This window comes from Dorea sp. AM13-35, from assembly GCF_003473885.1.
In the GTDB taxonomy this organism is placed as follows: domain Bacteria; phylum Bacillota; class Clostridia; order Lachnospirales; family Lachnospiraceae; genus Dorea_D; species Dorea_D hominis.
In genome coordinates this window covers 141,104-163,308 of sequence record NZ_QUCZ01000007.1, presented here as the reverse complement: position 1 = coordinate 163,308, position 22,205 = coordinate 141,104, and the positions used below count along the sequence as shown (strand labels likewise).

20 protein-coding genes and 1 tRNA gene are annotated in these 22,205 nt (G+C 42.3%); 1 reads left to right on the top strand and 20 read right to left on the bottom strand.

Annotated elements, in window-relative coordinates; all coding sequences use genetic code 11:
• From DW152_RS09390 to DW152_RS09360, 7 genes are all read right to left on the bottom strand, one after another.
• Entirely contained in the window at positions 1-327 is a 327-nt protein-coding gene (locus tag DW152_RS09390; RefSeq protein ID WP_004843348.1) for a YdcP family protein, read from the bottom strand.
• Between the two features lie 81 nt (positions 328-408).
• Positions 409-549 carry a hypothetical protein gene (locus DW152_RS09385; RefSeq protein ID WP_118288496.1) on the bottom strand — a complete coding sequence of 47 codons (141 nt, stop codon included), beginning with the start codon at positions 547-549 and terminating at the stop codon, positions 409-411.
• A 12-nt stretch (positions 550-561) separates the two neighbouring features.
• Positions 562-3,606: an SrtB-anchored collagen-binding adhesin gene (locus DW152_RS09380; RefSeq protein WP_009273766.1), complete on the bottom strand. Its 3,045-nt coding sequence runs from the start codon at positions 3,604-3,606 to the stop codon at positions 562-564.
• A gap of 436 nt (positions 3,607-4,042) precedes the next feature.
• A tRNA-Leu gene (locus DW152_RS09375) sits at positions 4,043-4,127 on the bottom strand.
• Positions 4,128-4,263: 136 nt separating this feature from the next.
• Positions 4,264-4,818, bottom strand: coding sequence for a DUF5662 family protein (locus DW152_RS09370; protein WP_118288495.1), 555 nt, complete (start codon positions 4,816-4,818; stop codon positions 4,264-4,266).
• A 101-nt stretch (positions 4,819-4,919) separates the two neighbouring features.
• Positions 4,920-6,578: an alpha-amylase family glycosyl hydrolase gene (locus tag DW152_RS09365; RefSeq protein ID WP_118288494.1), complete on the bottom strand. Its 1,659-nt coding sequence runs from the start codon at positions 6,576-6,578 to the stop codon at positions 4,920-4,922.
• A 29-nt stretch (positions 6,579-6,607) separates the two neighbouring features.
• On the bottom strand, positions 6,608-7,609 hold the full coding sequence (locus DW152_RS09360; RefSeq protein ID WP_021860703.1) for a sugar ABC transporter substrate-binding protein: 1,002 nt from the start codon (positions 7,607-7,609) through the stop codon (positions 6,608-6,610).
• Positions 7,610-7,737: 128 nt separating this feature from the next.
• Here DW152_RS09360 and DW152_RS09355 point away from each other — a divergent pair, with 128 nt between their 5' ends.
• The gene (locus DW152_RS09355) at positions 7,738-8,037 is read left to right on the top strand and encodes a DUF1292 domain-containing protein (protein WP_021860704.1); all 300 of its coding nucleotides are present in this window, start codon (positions 7,738-7,740) and stop codon (positions 8,035-8,037) included.
• On the opposite strand, the gene DW152_RS09350 is transcribed toward DW152_RS09355, so the two are convergent.
• The 13 genes from DW152_RS09350 to DW152_RS09290 all read right to left on the bottom strand — a co-directional run bounded on the left by DW152_RS09350 (position 8,032) and on the right by DW152_RS09290 (position 22,204).
• Positions 8,032-9,864: an ATP-dependent helicase gene (locus tag DW152_RS09350; protein WP_118288493.1), complete on the bottom strand. Its 1,833-nt coding sequence runs from the start codon at positions 9,862-9,864 to the stop codon at positions 8,032-8,034. The two genes, DW152_RS09355 and DW152_RS09350, sit on opposite strands and share 6 nt — an antisense overlap.
• An 8-nt stretch (positions 9,865-9,872) precedes the next feature.
• Positions 9,873-11,333: a glutamate--tRNA ligase gene (gene gltX, locus DW152_RS09345; protein WP_021860706.1), complete on the bottom strand. Its 1,461-nt coding sequence runs from the start codon at positions 11,331-11,333 to the stop codon at positions 9,873-9,875.
• 23 nt (positions 11,334-11,356) lie between these two features.
• Complete coding sequence (locus tag DW152_RS09340; RefSeq protein ID WP_021860707.1) at positions 11,357-11,842, bottom strand: threonine/serine exporter family protein; 486 nt, start codon at positions 11,840-11,842, stop codon at positions 11,357-11,359.
• Positions 11,839-13,068, bottom strand: a complete 1,230-nt coding sequence (locus DW152_RS09335; protein WP_118288492.1) for a GNAT family N-acetyltransferase — start codon at positions 13,066-13,068, stop codon at positions 11,839-11,841. Before DW152_RS09335 ends, DW152_RS09340 begins: the two co-directional genes overlap by 4 nt.
• 54 nt (positions 13,069-13,122) lie before the next feature.
• A complete protein-coding gene (locus tag DW152_RS09330; protein ID WP_118288491.1) occupies positions 13,123-14,268 on the bottom strand; it encodes an InlB B-repeat-containing protein in 1,146 nt (381 codons plus the stop codon).
• A 130-nt stretch (positions 14,269-14,398) separates the two neighbouring features.
• A complete protein-coding gene (gene grdD, locus DW152_RS09325; protein WP_118288490.1) occupies positions 14,399-15,553 on the bottom strand; it encodes a glycine/sarcosine/betaine reductase complex component C subunit alpha in 1,155 nt (384 codons plus the stop codon).
• 14 nt (positions 15,554-15,567) lie between these two features.
• Positions 15,568-17,106 (bottom strand): glycine/sarcosine/betaine reductase complex component C subunit beta, encoded by a 1,539-nt coding sequence (gene grdC, locus DW152_RS09320; protein ID WP_118288489.1) that lies wholly within the window; start codon positions 17,104-17,106, stop codon positions 15,568-15,570.
• Positions 17,107-17,239: 133 nt separating this feature from the next.
• Entirely contained in the window at positions 17,240-17,710 is a 471-nt protein-coding gene (grdA, locus tag DW152_RS09315; protein ID WP_118288488.1) for a glycine/sarcosine/betaine reductase complex selenoprotein A, read from the bottom strand.
• Between the two features lie 77 nt (positions 17,711-17,787).
• Positions 17,788-18,105, bottom strand: coding sequence for a thioredoxin TrxA (gene trxA, locus DW152_RS09310; protein ID WP_021860714.1), 318 nt, complete (start codon positions 18,103-18,105; stop codon positions 17,788-17,790).
• Positions 18,106-18,153: 48 nt separating this feature from the next.
• Complete coding sequence (gene trxB, locus DW152_RS09305) at positions 18,154-19,098, bottom strand: thioredoxin-disulfide reductase (RefSeq protein WP_021860715.1); 945 nt, start codon at positions 19,096-19,098, stop codon at positions 18,154-18,156.
• Between the two features lie 40 nt (positions 19,099-19,138).
• Entirely contained in the window at positions 19,139-20,449 is a 1,311-nt protein-coding gene (grdB, locus tag DW152_RS09300; protein WP_117537329.1) for a glycine reductase complex selenoprotein B, read from the bottom strand.
• 20 nt (positions 20,450-20,469) lie between these two features.
• The gene (locus DW152_RS09295; protein ID WP_021860718.1) at positions 20,470-21,750 is read right to left on the bottom strand and encodes a glycine/sarcosine/betaine reductase component B subunit; all 1,281 of its coding nucleotides are present in this window, start codon (positions 21,748-21,750) and stop codon (positions 20,470-20,472) included.
• 67 nt (positions 21,751-21,817) lie between these two features.
• Positions 21,818-22,204, bottom strand: coding sequence for a GrdX family protein (locus tag DW152_RS09290; protein ID WP_021860719.1), 387 nt, complete (start codon positions 22,202-22,204; stop codon positions 21,818-21,820).
• Position 22,205 lies beyond the last annotated feature (1 nt).

The following is a 22,205-nucleotide window of genomic DNA, read 5'->3' as shown; positions in this document are numbered from 1 at the left end:
TTACTTTTCTTCAACTGCTACAATATCATCAGCAACTAACACATAATCGGTATGTCCCATATCCCCGATTGCATAACCTCTGCCGTATAACTTCGGATTGACAAGTTTTACTTTCTGTTCATACTTGAACTTTTTTTCGCCAGCCTGCACGGGAATTTCTACCACAACATTTTCGCCTTTCTGTACGTCAGAATAAAGGTTATAGCTTCGTCTTGCTAAGACCCTGCGGTTATTTTTATCTCTTTCAAAGACTGGCTCACTTTCGCCTGCAAATTCAAGAGTTCCAAAAGACTGTACCATATCTGGCACGACATATTTCATTTCCATATTGTTTTACCTCGTTTCTTTCTATTTTTGATAAATTGATTGTGATTTCTTATTCTGGCGGTTTGGGAAGTACCAGCAATCCTACAGATAGTAAAGGGTAAAATCAATGCTTACGCACCCTTGACTATCCGTGTTCTTGCAGGTTGTTGGCAGACAAGCCAGAATAAGCGGAAGTCTGCCGTTTGACAACTTCGGCGGAGAGCGTGATTTTTCTTTTCTCATACCGTTACCGCCTTATGATTTTTTCATTTTACGGCGTTTGTAGAAGAAGATACCTGCCAGTCCAGCACCAGAGGTCAAAAGAAGTGCAAGCAGTCCGTAAAGGTTTGTGTTATCGCCCGTTTTGGGACTGTCGCTCGGTCTGTTTGGCTTTTCTGGTGTCGGTGGTGTTTCGGGTTTCTCTGGTTCTTTTGGCTTTTCCTTAAAGGTAATCGTCTGTCCCTTATCCTCAATATCCTTATGCTCGGTAACTTTCTTCGGATCGTCTGGATTGCTTAAATCGTACAATTCTTCAAAAGTTACAAGCTGTTTGCCGTCAAGGGAAGTAGCGTCAAGGGTAAAGGCAACTTCCACTTTCATAGTTTCGCTGTCAGCAGTAAAAGTGTAATCACTTTCCACACGTTTCCCATTGATAAGAAGCTCGGCATTTTCTTTTTTCAACATCTGCCAGCCCACCAGTTTGTACTGTGTACCGACTTCTAAGCCCTCTAAGGTTACGGTATCAATGATTGTTACCTCTTTTCCAGCTTCAAGCTCTTTGTTGCCGTCCTTATCGGTAGCAGTCGTATGAATTTTGATGATACGCTCTGTGATAAGTACGGTCTGCCCGTCGTCCTCAATGTCTTTATGCTCCGCAACTTTCACGGGTTCGTCTGGATTGCTGAAATCATACAATTCTTCAAAGGTAACAAGGTTCTTGCCACCTAAAGCAGACGCATTGAATATATAGGAAATTTCCACTTTCATTTCTTCATCATCAGCGACAAAGGTATAATCGTTTTCTACACGTTTCCCGTCAATGATAAGCTCGGCGTTTTCTTCCTTTAACATCTGCCAACCTTTCAACTGATACTTTGTGCCTTTTGTAAGCCCGTTTAATTTGACAGTATCAACGATTGTTACCTCTTTTCCTGCAAGGATAGTTTTTTCGCCGTCCTTGCTGGTCGCTGTGGTATGGATAGAGATTTCTTTTTCGTATTCATCAGTCAACGTTCCTAAATCAATCACAAGGTTATTTCTTGATACCACGATTTCAAAAGGTGGGATAAGTTCAAAGCCTTTGTTACTGTCGCAACGCATTTCTTCAATGATGTAGGTATCATAAGGTAATGCACCCTTGCTGTCGTCTGGTTCAGAAGTTCCAAACCACACACCGTCCTCGCTGGTCTTGCCTGCGTTGGTATTGTGCTTATGCGAAGCCCATTCAGAAGAAGTGGAAAACTGCCCGTTATCATCAGTTACAACTATATGATTTTCGCCCGTTGTCTTGCTTGTGATCCTAAAAGGAACATCAGCAAGACGCTTGTGTGTGCCTGCACCGATTTTTACACCCTCAATATCTCCACGCTTAATCTGATTATAGATAGAATGGGCTTCGTCGGTTAAGTCCACGATTTTTCCATTTTCTGTGATTGTAAAATCAATCGGTTTTGCACCGTCTGTCAAATATCCGTCTGGTGCTTCGCTCTCAACGATACGGAAGTTTCCATAAGGTAAAAGGTCAGCAGAAGTAGAAGCGATACCCTCAATATCGGTACGAATTGTCTTTACCACTTCATTTTTCTTATAGAGCTTGCCCTCAACCAATACTGCATTATCATTTAAGGAAATGATGTCAAAGGCAGTATCTTTTAAAGTTGCACTTCCTTGTGGTTTGGTATCGCCCGTTTCTAAATCTCGTTTCTGAATTTTCACACCGCCACGGATAACCTTATCTGATACGGAAAACTGGTTACTTCCAGATAATACGGCAAGGTCGCCGTCCTCGGTAATCTGTGTAAGGTATAAGTCTTTTATCTGTTCGGACTTATCGCCAGCCTGCATATATGCACCGTCTAACAAGTATCCGTTTGGAGCTTTTGTTTCTTCAACGGTTAGCGTTCCAAGTGGAAGAACCGCTTTACCGTCCTGCATATAGAAGCTATCGCCAGATACTTTGTATGCGTCCGCAAATTTTGTGATGTAGTGGGTTGACCCGTCGCTGTCTGTTTCAGCGATTGTCTTTGTAACCCATGTACGAGTAGCTTCGGCAGGGAGATTGTCTTTATTATAGAAGCCTGCATAATACTTCCATGTAAATTCCGCACCTGCTAGAGAAGCGTTCCCCTGCGGATTGTCTTTCTGTGTTTCCATATCAATCTTGAAAAGCTCAATCAACGTGTCCGTTACTTTTGGTGTATCAGATACTTTCAAAGTCGCTGTTTTTCCAGCTTCAACCTTTAAGGAATATATAGTTTTATCTACTTTATATCCTGCTGGTGCGGATAATTCCTTGATATAGACTGTGCCTGCTTTTACCTCTACAACATCTGTATTTCCGTTTTCATCAGTCGTAAGAGTGGCAAGCTGTTTCGTGCAGTTCTTATCAGAAAAGACACCGTATGTTGCACCAGCGATAGAGTAATTCCCGTTACCGTCTGTAATGCTGGTATTACTGGTAGCCTTTTTAAGTTTCGCATTTCCGATATTTAACTTCGCCCAGAATTGCCCCAATTCCTGCCCCTCGCCAGAGTAGATATAACCGCCACATTCATAACGTCCTTTATTTTCTTTGACAAAGGCTCTTGCACCAGAGAAAACTTCGTCCTGCGTTGCCTTTGGAATTTCATCATAAGAAGCTCTCACGTTGTCGCATTGCCAGCCAAGATGTACGCTCAATCTCTGCCAGACAACAAGCTGTCTTAAAAGGTAGGCGTGATTGTTGCTTATTCCGCTGTGGCTGTCTGTGTACTGTTTCACATATTCGATAGATAAGGCAACGTCGCTTATCTGGTCGGCACTCATACGGGTGCTTGCGTCAATTCTGGTCTTGTAGCCATTCCTAAAATCTGTGTTAATGTCGATACAGTAAGCGTCCTCGCCCTCGACGGTCAAATGTCCCTCGTTAAAAGTAGAACCAATCGAACCGTCATTCATTACTTTTTCAACGATACCGACACGCTCTTTTGACTCCGTCCAGTATTGCTTGCTTTCTGCATGAACGGGTGTCGTCGGTAAAGTAGTAACGACAGTTGCAAGAGCTAAGAAGCCAGTACACAATCGTTTTAACATCTTTTTCATAAATCTAATGCTCCTTTCATTTTGGGTAATAAAATAGCCGTCCAATAAGAACGGCTGGAAATAGAAAAGGAACGTCATGTTAGGCGTTCCATAGTCTATAAGTTATTCAATTTTTTCTTGTTTCAATACTGATGTGTTGTACCATATCTTTGCATATCTAGGAAAACTTGCGTATCAAGGCTCATTCGTTAGTAGTAAATAAGTAGTAAATTGATGTGTTTGTTTCCTTGAAAATGCTGATAGATACTGTGTTTTAGCGGATAATCAGATTTTTATTGTGTTTTTATTATAAAAAATTAGATTTTGTCCGTCAATGAACAGCAACTCTAAATTAAGGCGGGAATCACAGGAATCACAGGAACCATTAAAACAATCCTATTCAAAAAAAGAGCGGGAGCCCTTGAAAAAATCAAGGATTCCCACCACAAATAAAAAATGCGGAAGATGGGACTTGAACCCACACAAGCGCAATGCTTACAAGATCCTTAGTCTTGCTCGTCTGCCAGTTCCGACACTTCCGCATAGGACGTTGAGCTTATTTTTATTTATCTCTCTCGCTCTGTCCGTAGATTATAATACTATAGCCCAACCCAAATGTCAACATATTTTTTAAACTTTTTTAATTTTTTTAAATCTTTTTTCAATCGTGACATTTTCCTATATCATATGCTGGCGTTTCAATTCTCTGACCTGCTCTCTTACATACTTGAATGTTGCACGCTCACCTTTTTCTGCCAACATCTTCAAAAGCTTATGTATAAGTGCCGCTGTCTCCGGATGGATCATCTTGCCAAGCTTCGCCGCACCTTTCTCATAATACTGAAGCGGCTCTTTGTCTGTATACTTATCACCCAGATAAGTTTTGGATGCTGCGATCCGGTCCATAAACATCTCATACACATACTTTACCGGCATCTTCTGTCCTACAATCCCCTCTCCCGGAACTATACTGTAATCAATCCAGTATTCATAATGATGCTTATTACGACCTTTGTGATGCAGCCACGCTGTAGAATATCCGGTTGCTTCACGTTCTGCATTATTCGGGCTTCTTGTTCCCTGATAATACTTACAGCCGACCAGAAATTCTGTCGGAGAATATTTGGACAGATCATGAAGCAGCCCTTGCTTGTATAATCCAACTTTAAAACAATGTTTCATAACCAATAGTTTGTGGTGATTGATCGTTTGCAGATGTTTTAACGCCTTCATACTTATATCTCCATTCCTCTTCATTTATTCTTTGTCATTTCTTTCACATACTTTATTATGCACTTTTTTTCAATAACTTTCAAGAGAGTATCCCTGTTTTCTTATTTTGCAACCAGGACAACTATTGTTCTTTCTTCAATTTCGATAGATTTCTGTCCACCCAAACAGATCATTTCAGCTTTTATACCGTCTTTTGTGGAAGCGGCAAGATACCATTTTTTATTTTTCGGAAGAGATGGCAGAGCAAATGTATGACGGATCCAGTGCATATTATAAGCGACATAGCAGTCCTCTGCTTCAAGCGATGTTCCACTGTAATATACGCCCAGCTGTCTACTTGCGACTTCCTTCTCTATTCTCCATGCATATTCTCCGTGGTAGGATACATCCGGAACTCCGCATCTAGTCGTATCTGTTCCGCTCATTTCCTGCGCCGGATGAAATACTTTATAACGTTTGCGGAATGCGATCAGATCCCGCACGAAATCATGCAGTTCCTGATGCGTCGTCAGTTTTTTCCAGTTCACCCAGCCTGTTGAATTGTCCTGACAATAGACATTGTTATTTCCTTTCTGTGAATTGCCAAACTCATCCCCCGCCAGCAGACACGGTGTCCCCTGTGCCAGAAATACAAGAAACAGCGCATTATACAGCTGTCCTCTCCTTAAGCTTACAACCGCTTTCTTCCTTGATGGGCCTTCTGCTCCGCAGTTCCAGCTGTAATTATAATCCGGTCCATCCTGGTTATTTTCTCCATTCGCTTCATTGTGTTTTCCTTCATAGGATACAAGATCCATAAGCGTGAATCCATTATGTGCCGCAATATAATTGAAGCTTCCTTCTTTCTCCGACAGGTGACGTAGCCAGTAAGTCACTGCTTCCACCATACCCTCGTCTCCTTTTAAGAAACGGCGCATCACATTCTGAAATTCCGTATGATGTACCATCAGCTTGCAGTCCTGTAAATACGGATCTTCATACGCTGCTCTGGTTGATGCTGCTGCCGGATTCAGGATATATCCGTCTATATGATATTCCTGCCTGTAATAGCGCAGGCAATCCAGCACCTGATAGATCGGCGTCTCCGGACAAAAGGGCATTTCCAGCACGACTTCAATCTCCGCTGCATGACATGCTTTCACCATGTTTTTCAACGAACGCACACCGTCAGATATAGCAGAATAGCTGTTCTTCGGTGCAAAGAAATACCCAGGTCCATATCCCCAGTAATTTGGCTTTCTTTTTCCTTCCAGAAATGAATAAACCGGCATACACTGAATCTGGTTGATCCCCAGGTCTTTCAGATAAGGAAGCTTTTCTATGACACCTTCAAAGGTTCCTCTGTGTGCAACCTTTGAATAACTATCCTGTGTAAATCCACGCACATGAAGGCTGTACGCAATAACATCCTTATATGCATAAGCCGGATATCTGTCATCCTCCCAGTCATATTCTGGGATCAGGACCTGACTCTTATTCTCTTTTGTAAATGCTTTTGTGTACGGATCAGTCACAACTTCTTCATCCATCAGATACTCATAGGCATAGGCATATGCATCTGATTGGATATCCGTCACCTTTACTGTATATACCGCACCTTCACTTTGCCGCATCGGATATCTGGCACATGGTTCTTTTTCCCCTGCATGATACAGGAGAAGGCAACATGCCTTCCCCTTCTTCGCTGCAACGGAAAAACTGACTCCATCTTCCTGTACCGTAACCCCCATCGGTAACTGCTGCCCTTGTGTATTCTTCATTCTTTGTGTCCTTTTTCCCTTTCTGTACTCTATTGCCAACCATCTGTGCCGTACATATCTACATTATCTTTATTGATCATAAAGACTTCTTCATAGACTTCCTTCTCATAATCGTTTCCATCCAGAATATTGTCTGCTGTCTCTGCAGCTTTCTTTCCTATGTTAATCGGTGACTGTGCTGCTGTTCCTACAATCTGGTTCTCTCTTTTCTTTAATTCTTTCTTAATATCCGGTGAACCATCCACACCGTAAATCAGTACTTTATCATTACCGACAACATTCACTGCTGTCTTTGCCGCAACCGCAAGCTGGTCATTGCCACACATGATCGCAGTCAGATTCGGGTATTTCTTCAACATCTTCTCTGCTGCCTTCAATGCTTTGTTAAATTTTCCTTTTGTATCTGCTCTGTCTACTACTTCAAACCCTTTTTCTGCTTTGGAGATCGCCTCTTCAAATCCGGTGATACGTTCATTCATGGAATTCTGTGTCGGGCATTCCAGAATTGCAACGGTTCCTCCGTCCGGACTCTTTTTGATTAGATCTTCTCCGCAGATATATCCTGCATTCTTATTATCAGAGCCTACGTAGGCATCCACATAGGACATCTCTTTTACCTGCGTATCTACATTAATGATCTTCACACCGGCATCCTTAAGTTTCTTAAGAGATGGTGTGATCTTCTCCCAGTCTACCGGACTTAAAATAATGGCATTGATACCATCCTTGATCATCTCATCAATCTGCTTTGCCTGTTTGTCCGCATTCCCGCCTGGATCTTTTGTGATCAGAGTAGAATCATCTGCTTCCACAACTTCTCTCGTCGCACTTTCCAATGTAATAAAATACGGGTTCTCCATATCGATCACGGAAAATCCGATTAAGTACTTTTCCTGATCTGCATTTTCGTCTGTATCTTCTTCGGCTGTTGCATTATCTTCCGGTGTTCCTACATCTTTTTTGCACGCAGTCATTCCTAACATGCAGACTAACAGGACTGCCAGAAGCAGTGATATTTTTTTTCTTAACATGCTGTTTTCCTCCTTATGTACACGCAGATTTATTTTACAACATTTTTCTTAATTTGGCTACTACATCCTTGCTTTTTGCCTGTTCCTTTGATAGAGTTAAGTTATCTTAGAAAAAGGAGAATTATATTATGAGTGAACAGAATATGAACACAGATGAAGAGCAGATCACAGTAACTCTTACAATGGAAGATGATGAAGAGATTGACTGCGCAGTTTTAACTACATATTCAGCAAACGGAAGAGAGTATATTGCGCTGCTTCCTCTGAATGAAGAAGGTGAGAGTGAAGACGGTGATGTTTATCTCTACCGCTACGAAGAAGTAGACGGCGAGCCGACACTTGGCAATATCGAAGACGATGACGAATACGACATCGCTGCCGATGCATTTGACGAGTGGATGGATGAGCAGGAATTTGAAGAATTATAAGAAGAGCTCTTTTACAAAACGGGAAGGACTGCAGTCTTTTCCGTTTTTTTCTTTTACATAACTGATGACAAGCTGGCGTTTTGCCCGTGTCATCGCCACATAGAACAAGCGCCTCTCCTCTTCCGTCTCATCCTGCATGACAGCCCGCCTGTATGGCATGCTGCCCTCATTTGCGCCAAGGATAAATACGGTATCATATTCCAATCCTTTCGCCCCGTGCATTGTCAGCATACAAATGCCTTCTTTTTGCGTTTTTCTGCTGTTTTCCCATAAATTTTCTTCATATTGTTCAATGTGCGCAAACCACTCTGGAATTGTCTCATACGCTTTTGCTCTCTCCTGAATCTCATCAAGCACCTCAAACAGTTCTTCTGTACACAGTCTGCGGTAAGCGGCATATTCTTTCAGAAATGCATCATAACCGACTCTTTTTCGTATATACTGGATCACTGCATACGGACTTTTTCCTGCAATCATCTTCATATCCCATTCCAGTTGATCAATGCGATCCTGCATCCATTTTTTATTCTGGTAATATTTCCTCAGGCTTTCATAATCTGCCCTGTCACTGCGCATGCTGTCCCGGCTGATGTAGCGGTTCGGGCGGTTTGCAATCCTTAAAAGGTCTTTCCTTGTGACAATTCCTTCTGCCAGATGCAGATAGCTTTTGATATCCTGTCCGATAAAATGTTCATATATATTATATAAATGTTCTTTCATCTGAAACGGTATCTGATGTTCCATCAATGTTTCCGCCATCACTCTTGCCTCAGCAGCAGTGCGGTATAAAACCGCAATTTCTTCATACTGTATCCCACTTTTTAAAGTTTCCCTTATCCGGTCCAGAATATACCTGCTTTCTTCAAACGGATCTCTCACTTCCTGTACATGAACTGTCAGATCTGCTTTCTGTTCTGCCTTGATTTTCTTCAAAAAGCGATTTTTATTATTTGTGATCACACGCAGCGCTCCATTCACAATATGTGCTGTTGAACGGTAATTCACATCCAGCAGGATTTGCTTTGCCTGCGGATAATCTTTCATAAACTGCTGCATAATTCCCGGACTCGCTCCGCGGAATCCGTAAATAGACTGGTCATCATCCCCCACTACAAACAGATTGGCGTTTTCGCCCGCCAGCATCCGCAGGACATCATACTGTACCCGGTTAATATCCTGAAATTCATCCACCAGAATATACGGGAAACGTTTTTGCCATTTTGCCAGTATATCCGGTCTGCTCTCAAACAGGAGGCTGCACTCCAGCAGCATATCTTCAAAATCCAGCTTATGAAGACGCTTCTTTTCCTTCTCATAAGCAGTATAAATATCCCGAAAACGATTTTCGCCATATTGCTTTGCTTCATATGTTTCTATATTGTAGCGGTGATTCTTCACATTTCCAATCTCCTCCGACAGATTCTTAAGAAAATCTTCTTCCCGGAGCAACTCTTCATCCTCACCCCAGTCCGTCTTCGAAACGATCCCTGTAAGCAGATTTTTTCGTTCTTCTTCTGTCAGAAGATTCGCGGAAGTAAGTCTGTAAGCCCACTTTAAAATTCCGTAATAAACACCGTGAAATGTTCCAAATGTCACCGCTGACGCCTGCTGTTTCATAACTTTGGCAAACCGCTGTTTCATTGACTTTGCCGCATACTTTGTAAAGGTAAGGACCAGAATTTCTTCTGGTCTTACCTTATAATTCATGATCAGATATTCAATTCTTTTTGCAATGGTAAGAGTTTTCCCTGAACCGGGACCGGCAAGAACCATACAAGGTCCTTCCTTATGGGCGACCGCCTCTTTCTGAGCATGATTTAATTGCATATATACCTCTATTTGCTTAATAATTCAATACCTTTTTTAATTCTGGCTACAGATTCTTCTTTGCCAAGAATCTCCATAATCTCTGTAGCACCGCCAGGTGTGCTCTGTTTTCCGGATACCGCAGTACGGATCGGCCACATAACGAAACCAGTCTTGACACCTTTTTCATCAACATATTTCTTCAGAAGAGCAAATAAAGCATCATTGCTGAAATCATACTGCTCTTCCAGGAGCGGAAGTACTTCTTTTAATACTTCCAGAGAATTTTCTTCGTTTGTTTTCATCTTCTTATGACAGTACATTGCTGTGTCATATTCCGGAAGTTCTTCAAAGAAATCAATCTGATCCTTGATATCCGGGAAAATCTCAATTCTTGTCTTTACTAATCCGGCAATCTTCTTCAGATCATAATCTTTTGTAATAACTTCCTGAATATACGGTTTTGCCATTTCAAAGAATTTGTCTTCGTCCATGGCTTTCAGATATTCTCCGTTCATCCATTTTAATTTCACAATATCAAATACAGCCGGAGACTTGCTCATATGACGGTAGTCAAATGCTTTCACAAGTTCTTCCAGTGAGAAAATCTCCCGATTATCAGATGGGCACCATCCAAGAAGTGCAACATAATTTACAACTGCTTCTTTCACAAATCCCTGATCGATCAGATCTTCATAAGAAGAATGTCCGCATCTCTTACTCAGTTTCTTATGTGTCTCGTCTGTGATCAGCGGACAGTGCACATAAGTCGGAATCTCCCATCCAAATGCTTCATAGATCTTGTTGTACTTCGGTGCAGAAGATAAATATTCATTTCCACGTACAACGTGTGTAATTCCCATCAGATGGTCATCAATAACATTCGCAAAATTGTAAGTCGGATATCCGTCAGATTTGATAAGGATCAGATCCTCCAGCTCATTATTCGGAACCGTAATATCTCCATAAATGTCATCTTTGAAAGTTGTTGTTCCTTCTGTCGGCATATTAAAACGGATAACGTAAGGCTTACCTGCATCCAGATTTGCCTGTACTTCTTCTTTGCTCAGTCCCAGGCAGTGTTTATCATAGACAACAATCTCTGCACTTCCCTCTCCGTCTACTTTGCTTTTCAGTGATTCCAGACGTTCCTTATCGCAGAAACAATAATAAGCATCTCCCTGCTCAATCAGCTGTTTGGCATATTTCAGATACAGTCCGGATTTGTTTCTCTCGCTCTGTACATATGGTCCAACTCCACCATCTTTGTCCGGGCCTTCATCATGAACGAGTCCTGTCTCTTCCAGTGTATGGTAGATGATCTCCAGCGCTCCGTCAACGAAACGCTCCTGGTCTGTATCTTCAATACGAAGAATAAAATCTCCATCCTCATGTTTTGCAATCAGATATGCATACAATGCTGTTCTTAAATTCCCGACATGCATTCTTCCTGTCGGACTTGGGGCAAATCTTGTTCTTACTTTACTCATGATTCTTATCTCCTAACTATATATTAATTTAAAATATTTTTCTTTTTTCTGTGATATTTCAGCTGCTTCCAGTAGCCTTTCTGGAACACATCTCTCGGAATGGATAATACAATGGCAATTCCAAGGACTATTCCAAACGAAACCTTGACTGCTTCCAGGCCTTTTGATGCTGCCATTCCCAACTGATTCATAACCAGATAATAAGTTGTATAATAAATCCCGGCACCCGGCACCATCGGAATCACTCCGGATACAAGGAATATCGTGATTGGGCATTTCATCCGCACGGTCAGCATACGTGATAATAATACCACTACCAGTGTACCACAAAAAGAAGCAATTGCAGCCGAAAGTCCTGCATATTCTTCCAGTATCAAATACACACACCAGCCTGCTGCACCTGTAATTCCACATCCGATGTAAAAATGTCTCGGTACACTAAATAATACTGCAAACGCAACCGCTCCTGCAAATGCACAGACTCCATTGGCAATCAGTTCTACTATCATCCGACAATTCCTCCTAACGTGTGATAAATGCTAAGAGTCAGTCCGACGCCGATCGCAATATACACAAATACTAATAATGTATCAATCATTCTGACTGTTCCCGACAGAAAATCACTGTCTGCAATCTCGCGGATTGAATTGACAAATGCCATTCCCGGAACCAAAGGCATAAGCGCACCAATGATCATACCATTTAACTGCACCGGTGCAAGCCATGGCACCTCTCTCGCTGCAAGCGCCAACCCGGTAATGATCACGCCACCTGCAATATTACTGATAATCTTAGACATATGATATCTTCTCGCCAGCAGTACCCAGCAATAGAGGATACAGCCAATAAAGAACGCAACAACGCTTTCTCTCGCCGTCGCTCCAAGAAGATATCCAAGACATCCACTTGCAAATCCGGCACCTATGATCTGTACACCCGGATGTATCGGCTCAATTTTGTCGATCTCTTTTAATCGTTTCTGCGCCTCTTCCAGTGACATCCTCCCGGCTGATATCGCTCTGGAAAGCGAATTTACTTCCGCAACAATCCCCAGATGTGTTCCCGATAAAGGTACATTCTTCACCTTTGTGTACACTTCCTCTTCTCCGCTCTTCGCCGTAACAAAGATGGCATGACTCAGAGTAAATATATCTACCTGATCAATATGAAAACGGTTGCATATCCGCGTCATCGTCTCTTCTACACGGAAGATCTCGCCACCATTCTTCAAAAGGATCCTTCCTGCTTCCAGTGCCACATCCACGACTTTTTTTATATCAATCTCTGCTTCCAGCCGCTTCTTAAAATATACCATATCTGTAAGCGGAATACCATCATCATAAACAGGTTCTTTGTATTTTTTCAGAAAATATCCTGCTAAAATATGAGAATTAGAAAATCCACATTTTTCAAAAAAGCCAAGCAGTTTTCTGCAATTTCCGATTCCCACATACAATTCGTCACACCGGTCACTGTAATGCTCACAAATATAATGAACCATATATTTACCGTAGCCACATCCACGCGCTTCTTCCATGGTTACAATGCTCAAAATCTCGCACTTCCGGTTTTTCCGGAATCTGACAGCACAGATCGTTTTGATCACTCCGTCTTCCTTTAACAGAAACAGATCCATTGTATCCAGTTCTTTTTCCAAAGCTTCTTCGTTCGGATCCGCAAACTGTAATAAATCAAGATATTGGATTTTGTTGTCTTTTACTTGTTGAATTCTCATGCGTAGCTCCTATGTACCTAATCCAACACATTATATCACCACATTTTCCAAATATCAACCTCGCGGTGTTGCAACAATTTCTCCATTTGTTCTGTACAATACACCTTCTTCACTGTAATAATAAGGATTTCCGGACGCTGCTTCTATATAAAGAAGATTTGGAAGTCTGTCAAAAATTCCTTCTGCGATATAATGAATGTTCGCCGGAATATATACTTCCATGATCCGATCTTCCACTCCATCAAATGCACTTGCCGCAATTCCTGTGCATGAAGCAGATGTTGGAAGCACAAGAAATCCGTCTCTCAGCATCGTATCTGCATTGGTACATGCTGTTACGTAACCATTTGCATCACATACAAATCCATCAAATTCTTTCCAGCCGGCATACAAACGGATATTTTTCACATCTATTACTCCTGAAAATGGCTTTGTACATCCTACATCTTCATACCATCCGGTAAATACTTTTCCAGGTCTTGTCGGTACTTCAAAATCCTTTTCTGAAAATGTCTTTTCTGCAAAAGAATACTCACGAATTGCCGGAATACCACCGTTAGCATCAAGTGTCACACTCCATGGAACTTCCGTCTCCAGCTTTTTCTTTGTATCTTCTGCCACCGAAGAATCCGAAAGAGCCGTCTTCACAGATTCTTTGACAGTTGCCGCCTTTGTCTCATTTTCAGATTCGCTAACTGTTGCTGCATACGATCTCTTCACAGACTTTTTCATAGCAGGCTTTGAAACTCTGGTTGCTGATCTCGCAACTGATGATCTCGCAACTGGTGCTTTTGCAGCGGTCGATTTTGCAACTGATGCTTTTGTTTTAAGTGCTGATTTTACATCTGTCTTTCCAGACACTGTCATTCCCATAGCTGCTTTTCTATGTTCAGACATATCTTTAAAATTAACTTTCGCTCCTGCTGTTCCTGCAAATAGGTTCGCTCCTGCTGTTCCTGCAAATAGGTTCGCTCCTGCCGGTCCTGTATGTGTTTCTTCTATCACCGCCTGGTGCATGGCGGCCCCATCCGGCAATCCTTCTCCTTTTCCCTTCCAGGTTGTCACGCCCAGATATAAGAGTGCCAGACTTACCAGAACAAATATTCCGGTCACAGTATTTCTTGTTGTCATCTTACTGCGGAATGCACATATTCCTTCCACTTCCAATCCCTGATTTAATTTCTTTAATACGAGTTCCATAATGCCACCAGCCTTTCCGGTTCTTTCTCTTATAAGTTCATTATAAATTGACTCACAAATAAAAGAAAGTGGCGTCTTGACACATTGTCAAAACGCCACCCGGTCAGACTATGACTTTTTTATCATCAGACTAATTAATATATCCGGCTTTCTTTAATTCTTCTTCAGCTTTTGCAAGATTTGCATCCGATACACGGATGATCGGTCCGGTACATCCCATTCCGCTCTCTGCATAAATATTGAGTTTCCACAGGACTTTAACTGCATCCTCAAGATCCATAACTTCGATTCCTGCGATCTGGCTTGTAACGATCTCCTTCGGTGGCTCTTTTACATCTTCTTCAGCCGCTGCCGGTTTGTTCGCTGCCTTTCTTGCTTCAAGAATCGCTTTTAATCCAGCTTTGTTTGCTGCTGCAAACTCTGCTTTTGCAATATCAAATACTTTGCTTCTTACAAGCTGCGCTGCATAGCGGATTGCTCCTGCGATAAGCGGTGCTCCACTTGCTCTGGATACGATCATGACTAACTGGTCATATCCTTCTCCGATTCCAGGTCCATATCCGTAACCTGTTGCCTCATAGCTTCCTCCCGTTGTGTATGAAGACAGCATCTTAATCAGGATATTTCCTGTAAGGGAATCTGTTACCATGATATCCGGAGTTCCCTGCAGTACGTCATTTCCTCTCATGACACATCCACCGTCTGCTCTTGCTGACTCTGCAAATGTAATGTCATATCCGTTTTCTTTTAATTCTTTTAATGCTTTTTCTGTCTGGCGTGCACCGTCTACATTCAGAATTCCAACTGTAGGATTTACTTTTCCACATGCTTTTGCTGCAATGATTCCGTAAATCGTATTCTTGATCATTCCTTCGATACGGTCTGCACTGGATGTTCCGGTTGTATTTGCCACGAACATTTCTTTTCCCTTGGATGGTGTGATCGCACGTCCGACTGTGGATACTCCGATCGGGAATGGGAAATGCATGGTGACTGCTCCGTCTACTTCCTTGTTTGCCAGCATTTCTTCCATCTTTTTGTGGCCTTCCTCATCATCTGCCACTTTGACGGTTGTAACGCCTTCTGCTTCCAGAGATCCGATGTAATAGACATCAATCCCTTCTTTTGCAGCCATGAGCGCTGCTTCCATCGCATTCTCTTCGCCATGCTCAGATCCCATTCCTGTAAGCGCGATCTTCGGTCTTTTACCAAAGCTTCCTGTTTCCAGTCCCTGCGCCATCTCAAGGAAGGTCTCTGCGATCATTTTTTCAATTTTATCTGCCATTATAATGTACCCCCTTATTCTGCCATCAGGGTCGCTGCAAAATCTTTCATTGCTTTTGCGATTAAGCCTTTTACTTCTTCCTCTGATACTCCGGATGCTGCTTCTTCTTCAGCTGCTGTATTTCCGTGAATTACGAAAGATACTCCATCGAATAAGTTTGTCATACGTCCAAGGAACAGACTTCCTTTTCCGATGATCATGGCATTTTTGATCTTTCCTTCTAAGATATCTTCACGTGCAAATCCTACAAATGGTACTCCTGACGGGATATGTCCCTGTGTCGGTGCCCATCCGGTCAATCCGTGATCTTTTGTAAATGCTGCCAGCTCTTTTCTGTCAAGCTCGCCTCTCTTTACTGCCAGAGCAGCGATCATCTTATAGTTTGCAAGCGGTACATCTCCTGCTCCTGCCGGTTTTGTGATATCCGGGTTCTGCATCTCCGGTGAGAATTTATCGATATCTGTAATCTTCATTCCTGCTCTGTCAAGCGGATCAGCTACCAGGCTTCCGATTACGTTCTGCGGTGCAGATCCAGTTCCTACTGTGTGGCGTCCTAACATGTTCAGGTCGATCTCCGGGTTTACTCCGTCGTTCTCTGCGATGATCACACAGAATCCACCCAGGCAGTCCTCTAAGATCGGAAGTTCTTTTTTCACATGGTCTTTTCCGTTCATTCCTAATTTAGCTGTACATCCACCTGCTGTAACAGCTACGCATTTGTATGCTCCGGATTTAACGAGTGCTGCTGCTTCGATCAGTGCGTGTGTCGGTGCTGCACAGAATCCTCTTGCGTCAGATCCTGTAGCGTTAGACAGTCCGGCAATCTCAGCTGCTGCTTTAGCGAAGTTTCCTCCACCTCTCTGGTTCATATCTCCACATGCTTCCTCAGCACAATCGATAACATACTCTACGTCAGATTTTTCAATTCCTGCATTTTTAACTCCGTAAAGCAGTGCTAAAACACTAGATGCTTTACTCATTAAGTTTTCATGCATAACGTGAGAAGATAAGTTTACATCGATATCATGAGCTGGTTTTACACATCCAACTAATTTGTCTTCGAAGTAAAGAGGCTCTGCGTGATCGTCTTTAATCAGTGCTTCGATCTCATCGATCTCTACACCTTCATGTAACAGAGCTACAATATCTTCAGTGATAACCGGGTCAGCTGCAAATGCATCTTTGTGTGCTGCTACGAATGCTTTCTCCAGTCTTACTACTTCAAACATATCACAAGCCTGAACTAAAAGAAGGAACTCTTCTTCCGGCATGATCTCACCATATTTTCCATAACGCTCTGCGCCTTCCATCTTCTTGTCGAAGTATGGGAACTCAACCTCAGCTAACTGATCCGGATGAGCATTTCCGATGTATGTCTGGTTCGGCCAGTAAGCTACAACATCCTCGTAAGAACGTAAGTGCTTCGGTACCTCTTTCAGATACTCTGATTCCGGGTTAACGATTCTTTCTGTTGTCTGAGTTGTTCCATTATATAAAACCATATCTGGAGTGTGTGCTAATACATAGCTTGCTCCCTTAATTACACTGTTCATTGGTTTTCCACCTTTCCTTTTACGTAAACTTTTCCTTTGTCGTATACAATCAAGACAAAAAGAGGGCTCCCCTTATGCGGGGATCGCACCGGGTTCGCCCTCTAAACACAACATGATCTTTAACAAAAAACGATTAGTTTTCTGCTGCCTGCTCTCTGATAGCATTCATCTCATCTACGATGTCGTCTACGTCAAGAACCATTTCCATCATGCTTACCTGTTCATCATAAACTGCTTCGTCAAATTCCTCTTTGATCTCTGGCTCACATACGTGATAAGTCGTAAGTCCAAGCTGGACTCCTGTCAATGGACCTGCGAAAGTAGGATCGCCTAACATTACAGTCTCAGCTGCAAGACCTGCAGCTTCGCCTTCTGCTGCACCAAGAACTACTACTAAGTTCTCTGCACCATACTCCTCTGCGAACTCTTTTACTCTCTTCTGGTTTTCCAGATCCATTGCGCCTGCGCTTGTTCAGACGAAACATTCCGTTGATGAGAAAATTACTTCAGCACCAGCTGTTTTTACGCATTCTGCGATAGCCGGTCCCGGAATTCCATCACGGTCTCCGATAATTATTGCTTTTTTGCCTTTTAAAATAGCCATAATTACTCTTTCTCCTTTCTTGTATTGTATACTAACAACTTGATCAAACATCTATGATTATAGAAACAACATCCAGATTAGATGTATTTCTTAATCAACTCTTCGATAGACTCTGGTGTACAATCATCTTTTACCAGCTCTTCTACTTTCTCTCCGTCTTTGTATATTGCCATAACCGGCAGACCTAAGATTTTCTGAGAGATTGCAAGACGACGTGCCTTTGTTGTATTCAGGCATGTGAATTTCATCTTGTCACCATATGTATCTGCATATTCATGTACTTTTGGCATCAGAGCCTGGCATGGAACACATCCATCACCGAAAAAGTCTACAAATACATATCCTTCTGCTTTTAATACTTCTTCTTCAAATGTTTTCTTATCTACTTCTAACATTGCTTATCTCTCCTTATTAAATACAAAATTTGACGAATTAAAAAGTTTTTAGAAATAATCTGACATACTTCTCTCAACCTGAACGGCTGCGATTGCTCCGTCAGCTGCTGCAGTTACTACCTGTCTCAGGCTCTTCACGCGAACATCACCTGCTGCATATACACCCGGGATGTTTGTATGCATGTCTGCATCTGTCTTGATGTATCCACGCTCATCCATGTCGATAATTCCTTCAAACGGTTTTGTATTCGGTACTGTTCCGATAAATCCGAACACACCAAACATTCCGTCTTCTTCATCTGCTTCCACTGTTGTAACTTCACCAGTTTTCACATTTTTCACTTTCATCCACTGGAGAATATCATCTCCACCGACTTCTTCTACAACTGTATCCCACATAAAGTGCAGTTTTGGGTTCTTGAAAGCCTTTTCCTGAATGGATTTTGCAGCACGAAGTTCGTCACGTCTGTGAATGATTGTAACTTTTCTTGCAAATTTTGTCAGATACATAGCTTCTTCTACTGCGGAGTCTCCTCCACCAACTACGTATACCTCGAAATCCTCAAAGAAGTTTGCATCGCATGTTGCACAGTAAGAAACACCTTTTCCTGTGAACTCTGCTTCCCCTTTGCATCCGATTGGTCTTGCATGAGCTCCTGTAGCGAGGATGACATGTCTTGCTTTGTATTCTGCTTTTGAGCTCTTTAACACTTTCACATCTCCCTCAAGAGATACTTCTGTAATTGTGTCAGATACACGCTCAGCTCCGAATTTAGCTGCCTGTTCTGTCATTCTTGCGATCAGGGACGGTCCGGACTCACCTTCTACGATCTGTCCCGGATAGTTCTCGATCTCATCTGTGATTGCAATCTGTCCTCCGTCCTGTCCTTTTTCAAGAATCAGTACAGAAAGACGACTTCTTCCTGCATACAGTCCTGCCGCTAATCCGGCAGGTCCTGCACCAAGAACGATAACATCATAAATCTTATCCATGTCTGTTACGTCTCCTTTTCATTAATAGTATTCTCATACTCTACTCGAAAATAGTCTGTCCGTCAACCTCTGTTGTAAGAGCTTTCAGAGCTTTCTCTACGATCTTACGACGAAGTTCTTTTTCCTCATCTTTATCCAGTGCCGGATTTCCAAGTGGATGAGGGATTGCGATAGCCGGAACGATTCTGTTAGCACCAACTGTCATGGAAATTGGTGTTACTGTACAGATATGTACTACCGGAATTCCTGCTCTCTCAATTTCTTTTACCATCGTTGCACCGCAACGTGTACAGGTACCTCAAGTAGATGTGAGGATTACTGCATCTACCCCATCAGCTACCAGTTTCTTGGAGAATTCATCAGCAAATGCTTTTGCAGATGCAACAGCAGTACCATTTCCTGTTGTAGTATAGAATAAGTGATGTAACTCACCGATAATTCCTTCTTTTTCCATATCACGAAGAACGTCAACAGGAAGTACACGGTCAGCGTCTTCATTTGCGTATACTGGATCGTATCCACCATGAGCTGTCTCATATGTGTCTTCTGTCAGATCCGTAACCCCTGTAATATCATACTCACCATAGTGGGAAGCACTTGAACTTTCGATGTGATCCGGATTTCCCTTCGGAACGATACCACCGGAAGTAACTAATGCGATCTTAGCATGTGCAAGGTCTTTTACAGCCGGATTCGGATCAACTCTGTCGAAGTCTGGCATTGGGAACTCTGTCTCGAAAGGTTTTCCAGCCAGTTTCTTAATGAGCATCTTAACAGCTCTCTGAGATCCTCTTTCTTTTTCAAAGAAGTTTACACGAATACCGTTCGGCATATATCCTTCTTCTGCAGAAGAACCGATTTTCTCACCTTTTCCAAGTTTAACAGCCAGAGGAGCCATCTTCTTAACAGCGTCTCTCATACCTGCTGCACTGTTCTTTGTAGAGACCATGTATACCTGGTTTTTAAACATATCAGCACCTGGGTTCTCTACATACATACCAGTCAGGGAAGGAATACCAAGTTCTTCCTGAACTGCTGCTGCGATAGTACCGCAGGCAACTCCGTAACGTCCAGCGTTGAAAGCCGGTCCTGCAATAAAGATGTCCGGAGCCTGTTCTTTAACCATCTCAAGAATCTCTGCTTTTGCTTTTTCAAGATTCTCGTTGAAATAAGAGTCACCACATACGATTGTTGCAATGATCTCTGCTTCATCTTTAAAATTCTGTGTTAATGCCATACCTGGTCCAACAACTTCGCCAACACGCAGTTCAACCGGGTAATCTGCTTTTTCTTCTCCACCAATCTGTGCAAAGAACTGATTGATGTAATGAACAACTTTTAATTTAGCCATTATTCTATATCCTCCATTCCTTATCTTGCACTCAGTTTATTGAAACCAGTTTCGTTTGTTGCGCCTGTCAGAACCTGAAGCTCAACTTCAAGAGATCCGTCCTCGCGCAGTGTCTCTTCACTTGCACCAGCAATCTTTGTTACATAGTCAAGAGTTCCAATTACTTTGTCAAGTTTCGGCAGGATAACTACCTGGTTTGCATTTCCGCCTGTTACTACTGCATCAGCAGCCTGATCAGCATCAGCAAGTGACTGAGATTTTCCATCACGTCCGGCATACTCGTCTGTGATGATTACAGTCTTAACGCCTTCTGCTTCAATCTTCTTACAATTCATGATAAGGTCTGTATCCGGGTTACCGAATCCTTCCTGAGATACAATAACTCCATCCAGGTCTAACATCTTGCAAAGTTTTGCTGTCCAGTCAGAAGAACGCTGTTTATCAGCAAGATATACGTTCTCGTTTGTGATAATCTGGCAAACAAAGTTTAATGTTTTTCCGTGCTGTTCAAATAAGTCATGTACAACCGGGTTGTTCAGATGAACATATGTAGGGTTCTTATCACATGCAGATACACAGTTACCGGAAACAATTGCTCCGTCCATGATCTCTGTAGGGCTTAAAATTGTAGGAACGATTTTCTTAGCATCTACACCATATACATATGTGTCATGAAGAAGTCCCTGGCTCTGAAGCATCTGTACATATGCAACTCTCGGCAGATCCGGATATTTTTCCATTCCTTCTTTAATTGTACATGTCTCGTAAACTTTTGTCTCATCCGGTGTCAGATCACGTGCTAACTCACCAATGTAAGTTGCAACTCTGAATCCAGCGAAACGAACTGCTTTTTCGTATTCATGCTGTTTGATATTGTCAATTGGCTCACATACCATAACCAGGTTTAATGTCTTGGAGAATGGTGTGTAATCTGCTCCAGGACCTGTCATATCAATGATACCTTCCTGGAATCCCACGATCTTACCAGCTGTAACAACAGCCATTCCTTTTAATGCGTAAGTCTTTCCTTCTCCAACTGTGTCTACTTTAGAGATAACTCCCGGGAAGATTCCTCCTCTTCCTTCAACTTTAACTCTAGGTTCGATAACATCTTTAACAGGTGTGATTCTTACAGACTCACCCGGTTTTGCAATGTCAAATGATACGCTCTTAATCTTTTCGTCCTCAAGAGCTACTGCCTTAACGGCTTCTTCGGATACATAAAGGATTCCGTCTTCAATCTTTGACTCAGATGCAAACTGAATATCCTTGATGTAAATGTGTCCCATTTCTAATCTCACTTTAAGTTCCCTCCTTAAAAAAATTATATTGTTTAAGCTGCAACGCTCGACAACCTCACTCAATGACTTACCAGGCATCTGCTGATGCCAGGCCGCTTTCCAGCAGAGTCCAGTCAATCAACTGAAAATCTTCCAGTACGCTTTCTCCATATCGTCCAGTCTTATCTTGGAATTTATGGCATGCATCGATTGCATTTTCTATAATCGTAAGCGACCTTCTGTCCACTTCCTCCTTTCCAGCTGAAATCAAAACCGATTTGTATGGTGTCTCATTTGGCTTCACGCTTCCGGATAACGGATGCGTCAGAAGTAAATGTCCGTCATGTATTCTGTCTCTGACTTCCCGGAGAAGTCCTTCATAAGTAGTTTCCAGATATATTACTTCGTGCGTCTTCTCAAGCTTATCGAAGACCAGTGGATTATTGGTCAAGACTATATATTTCCCCCTGTTCATC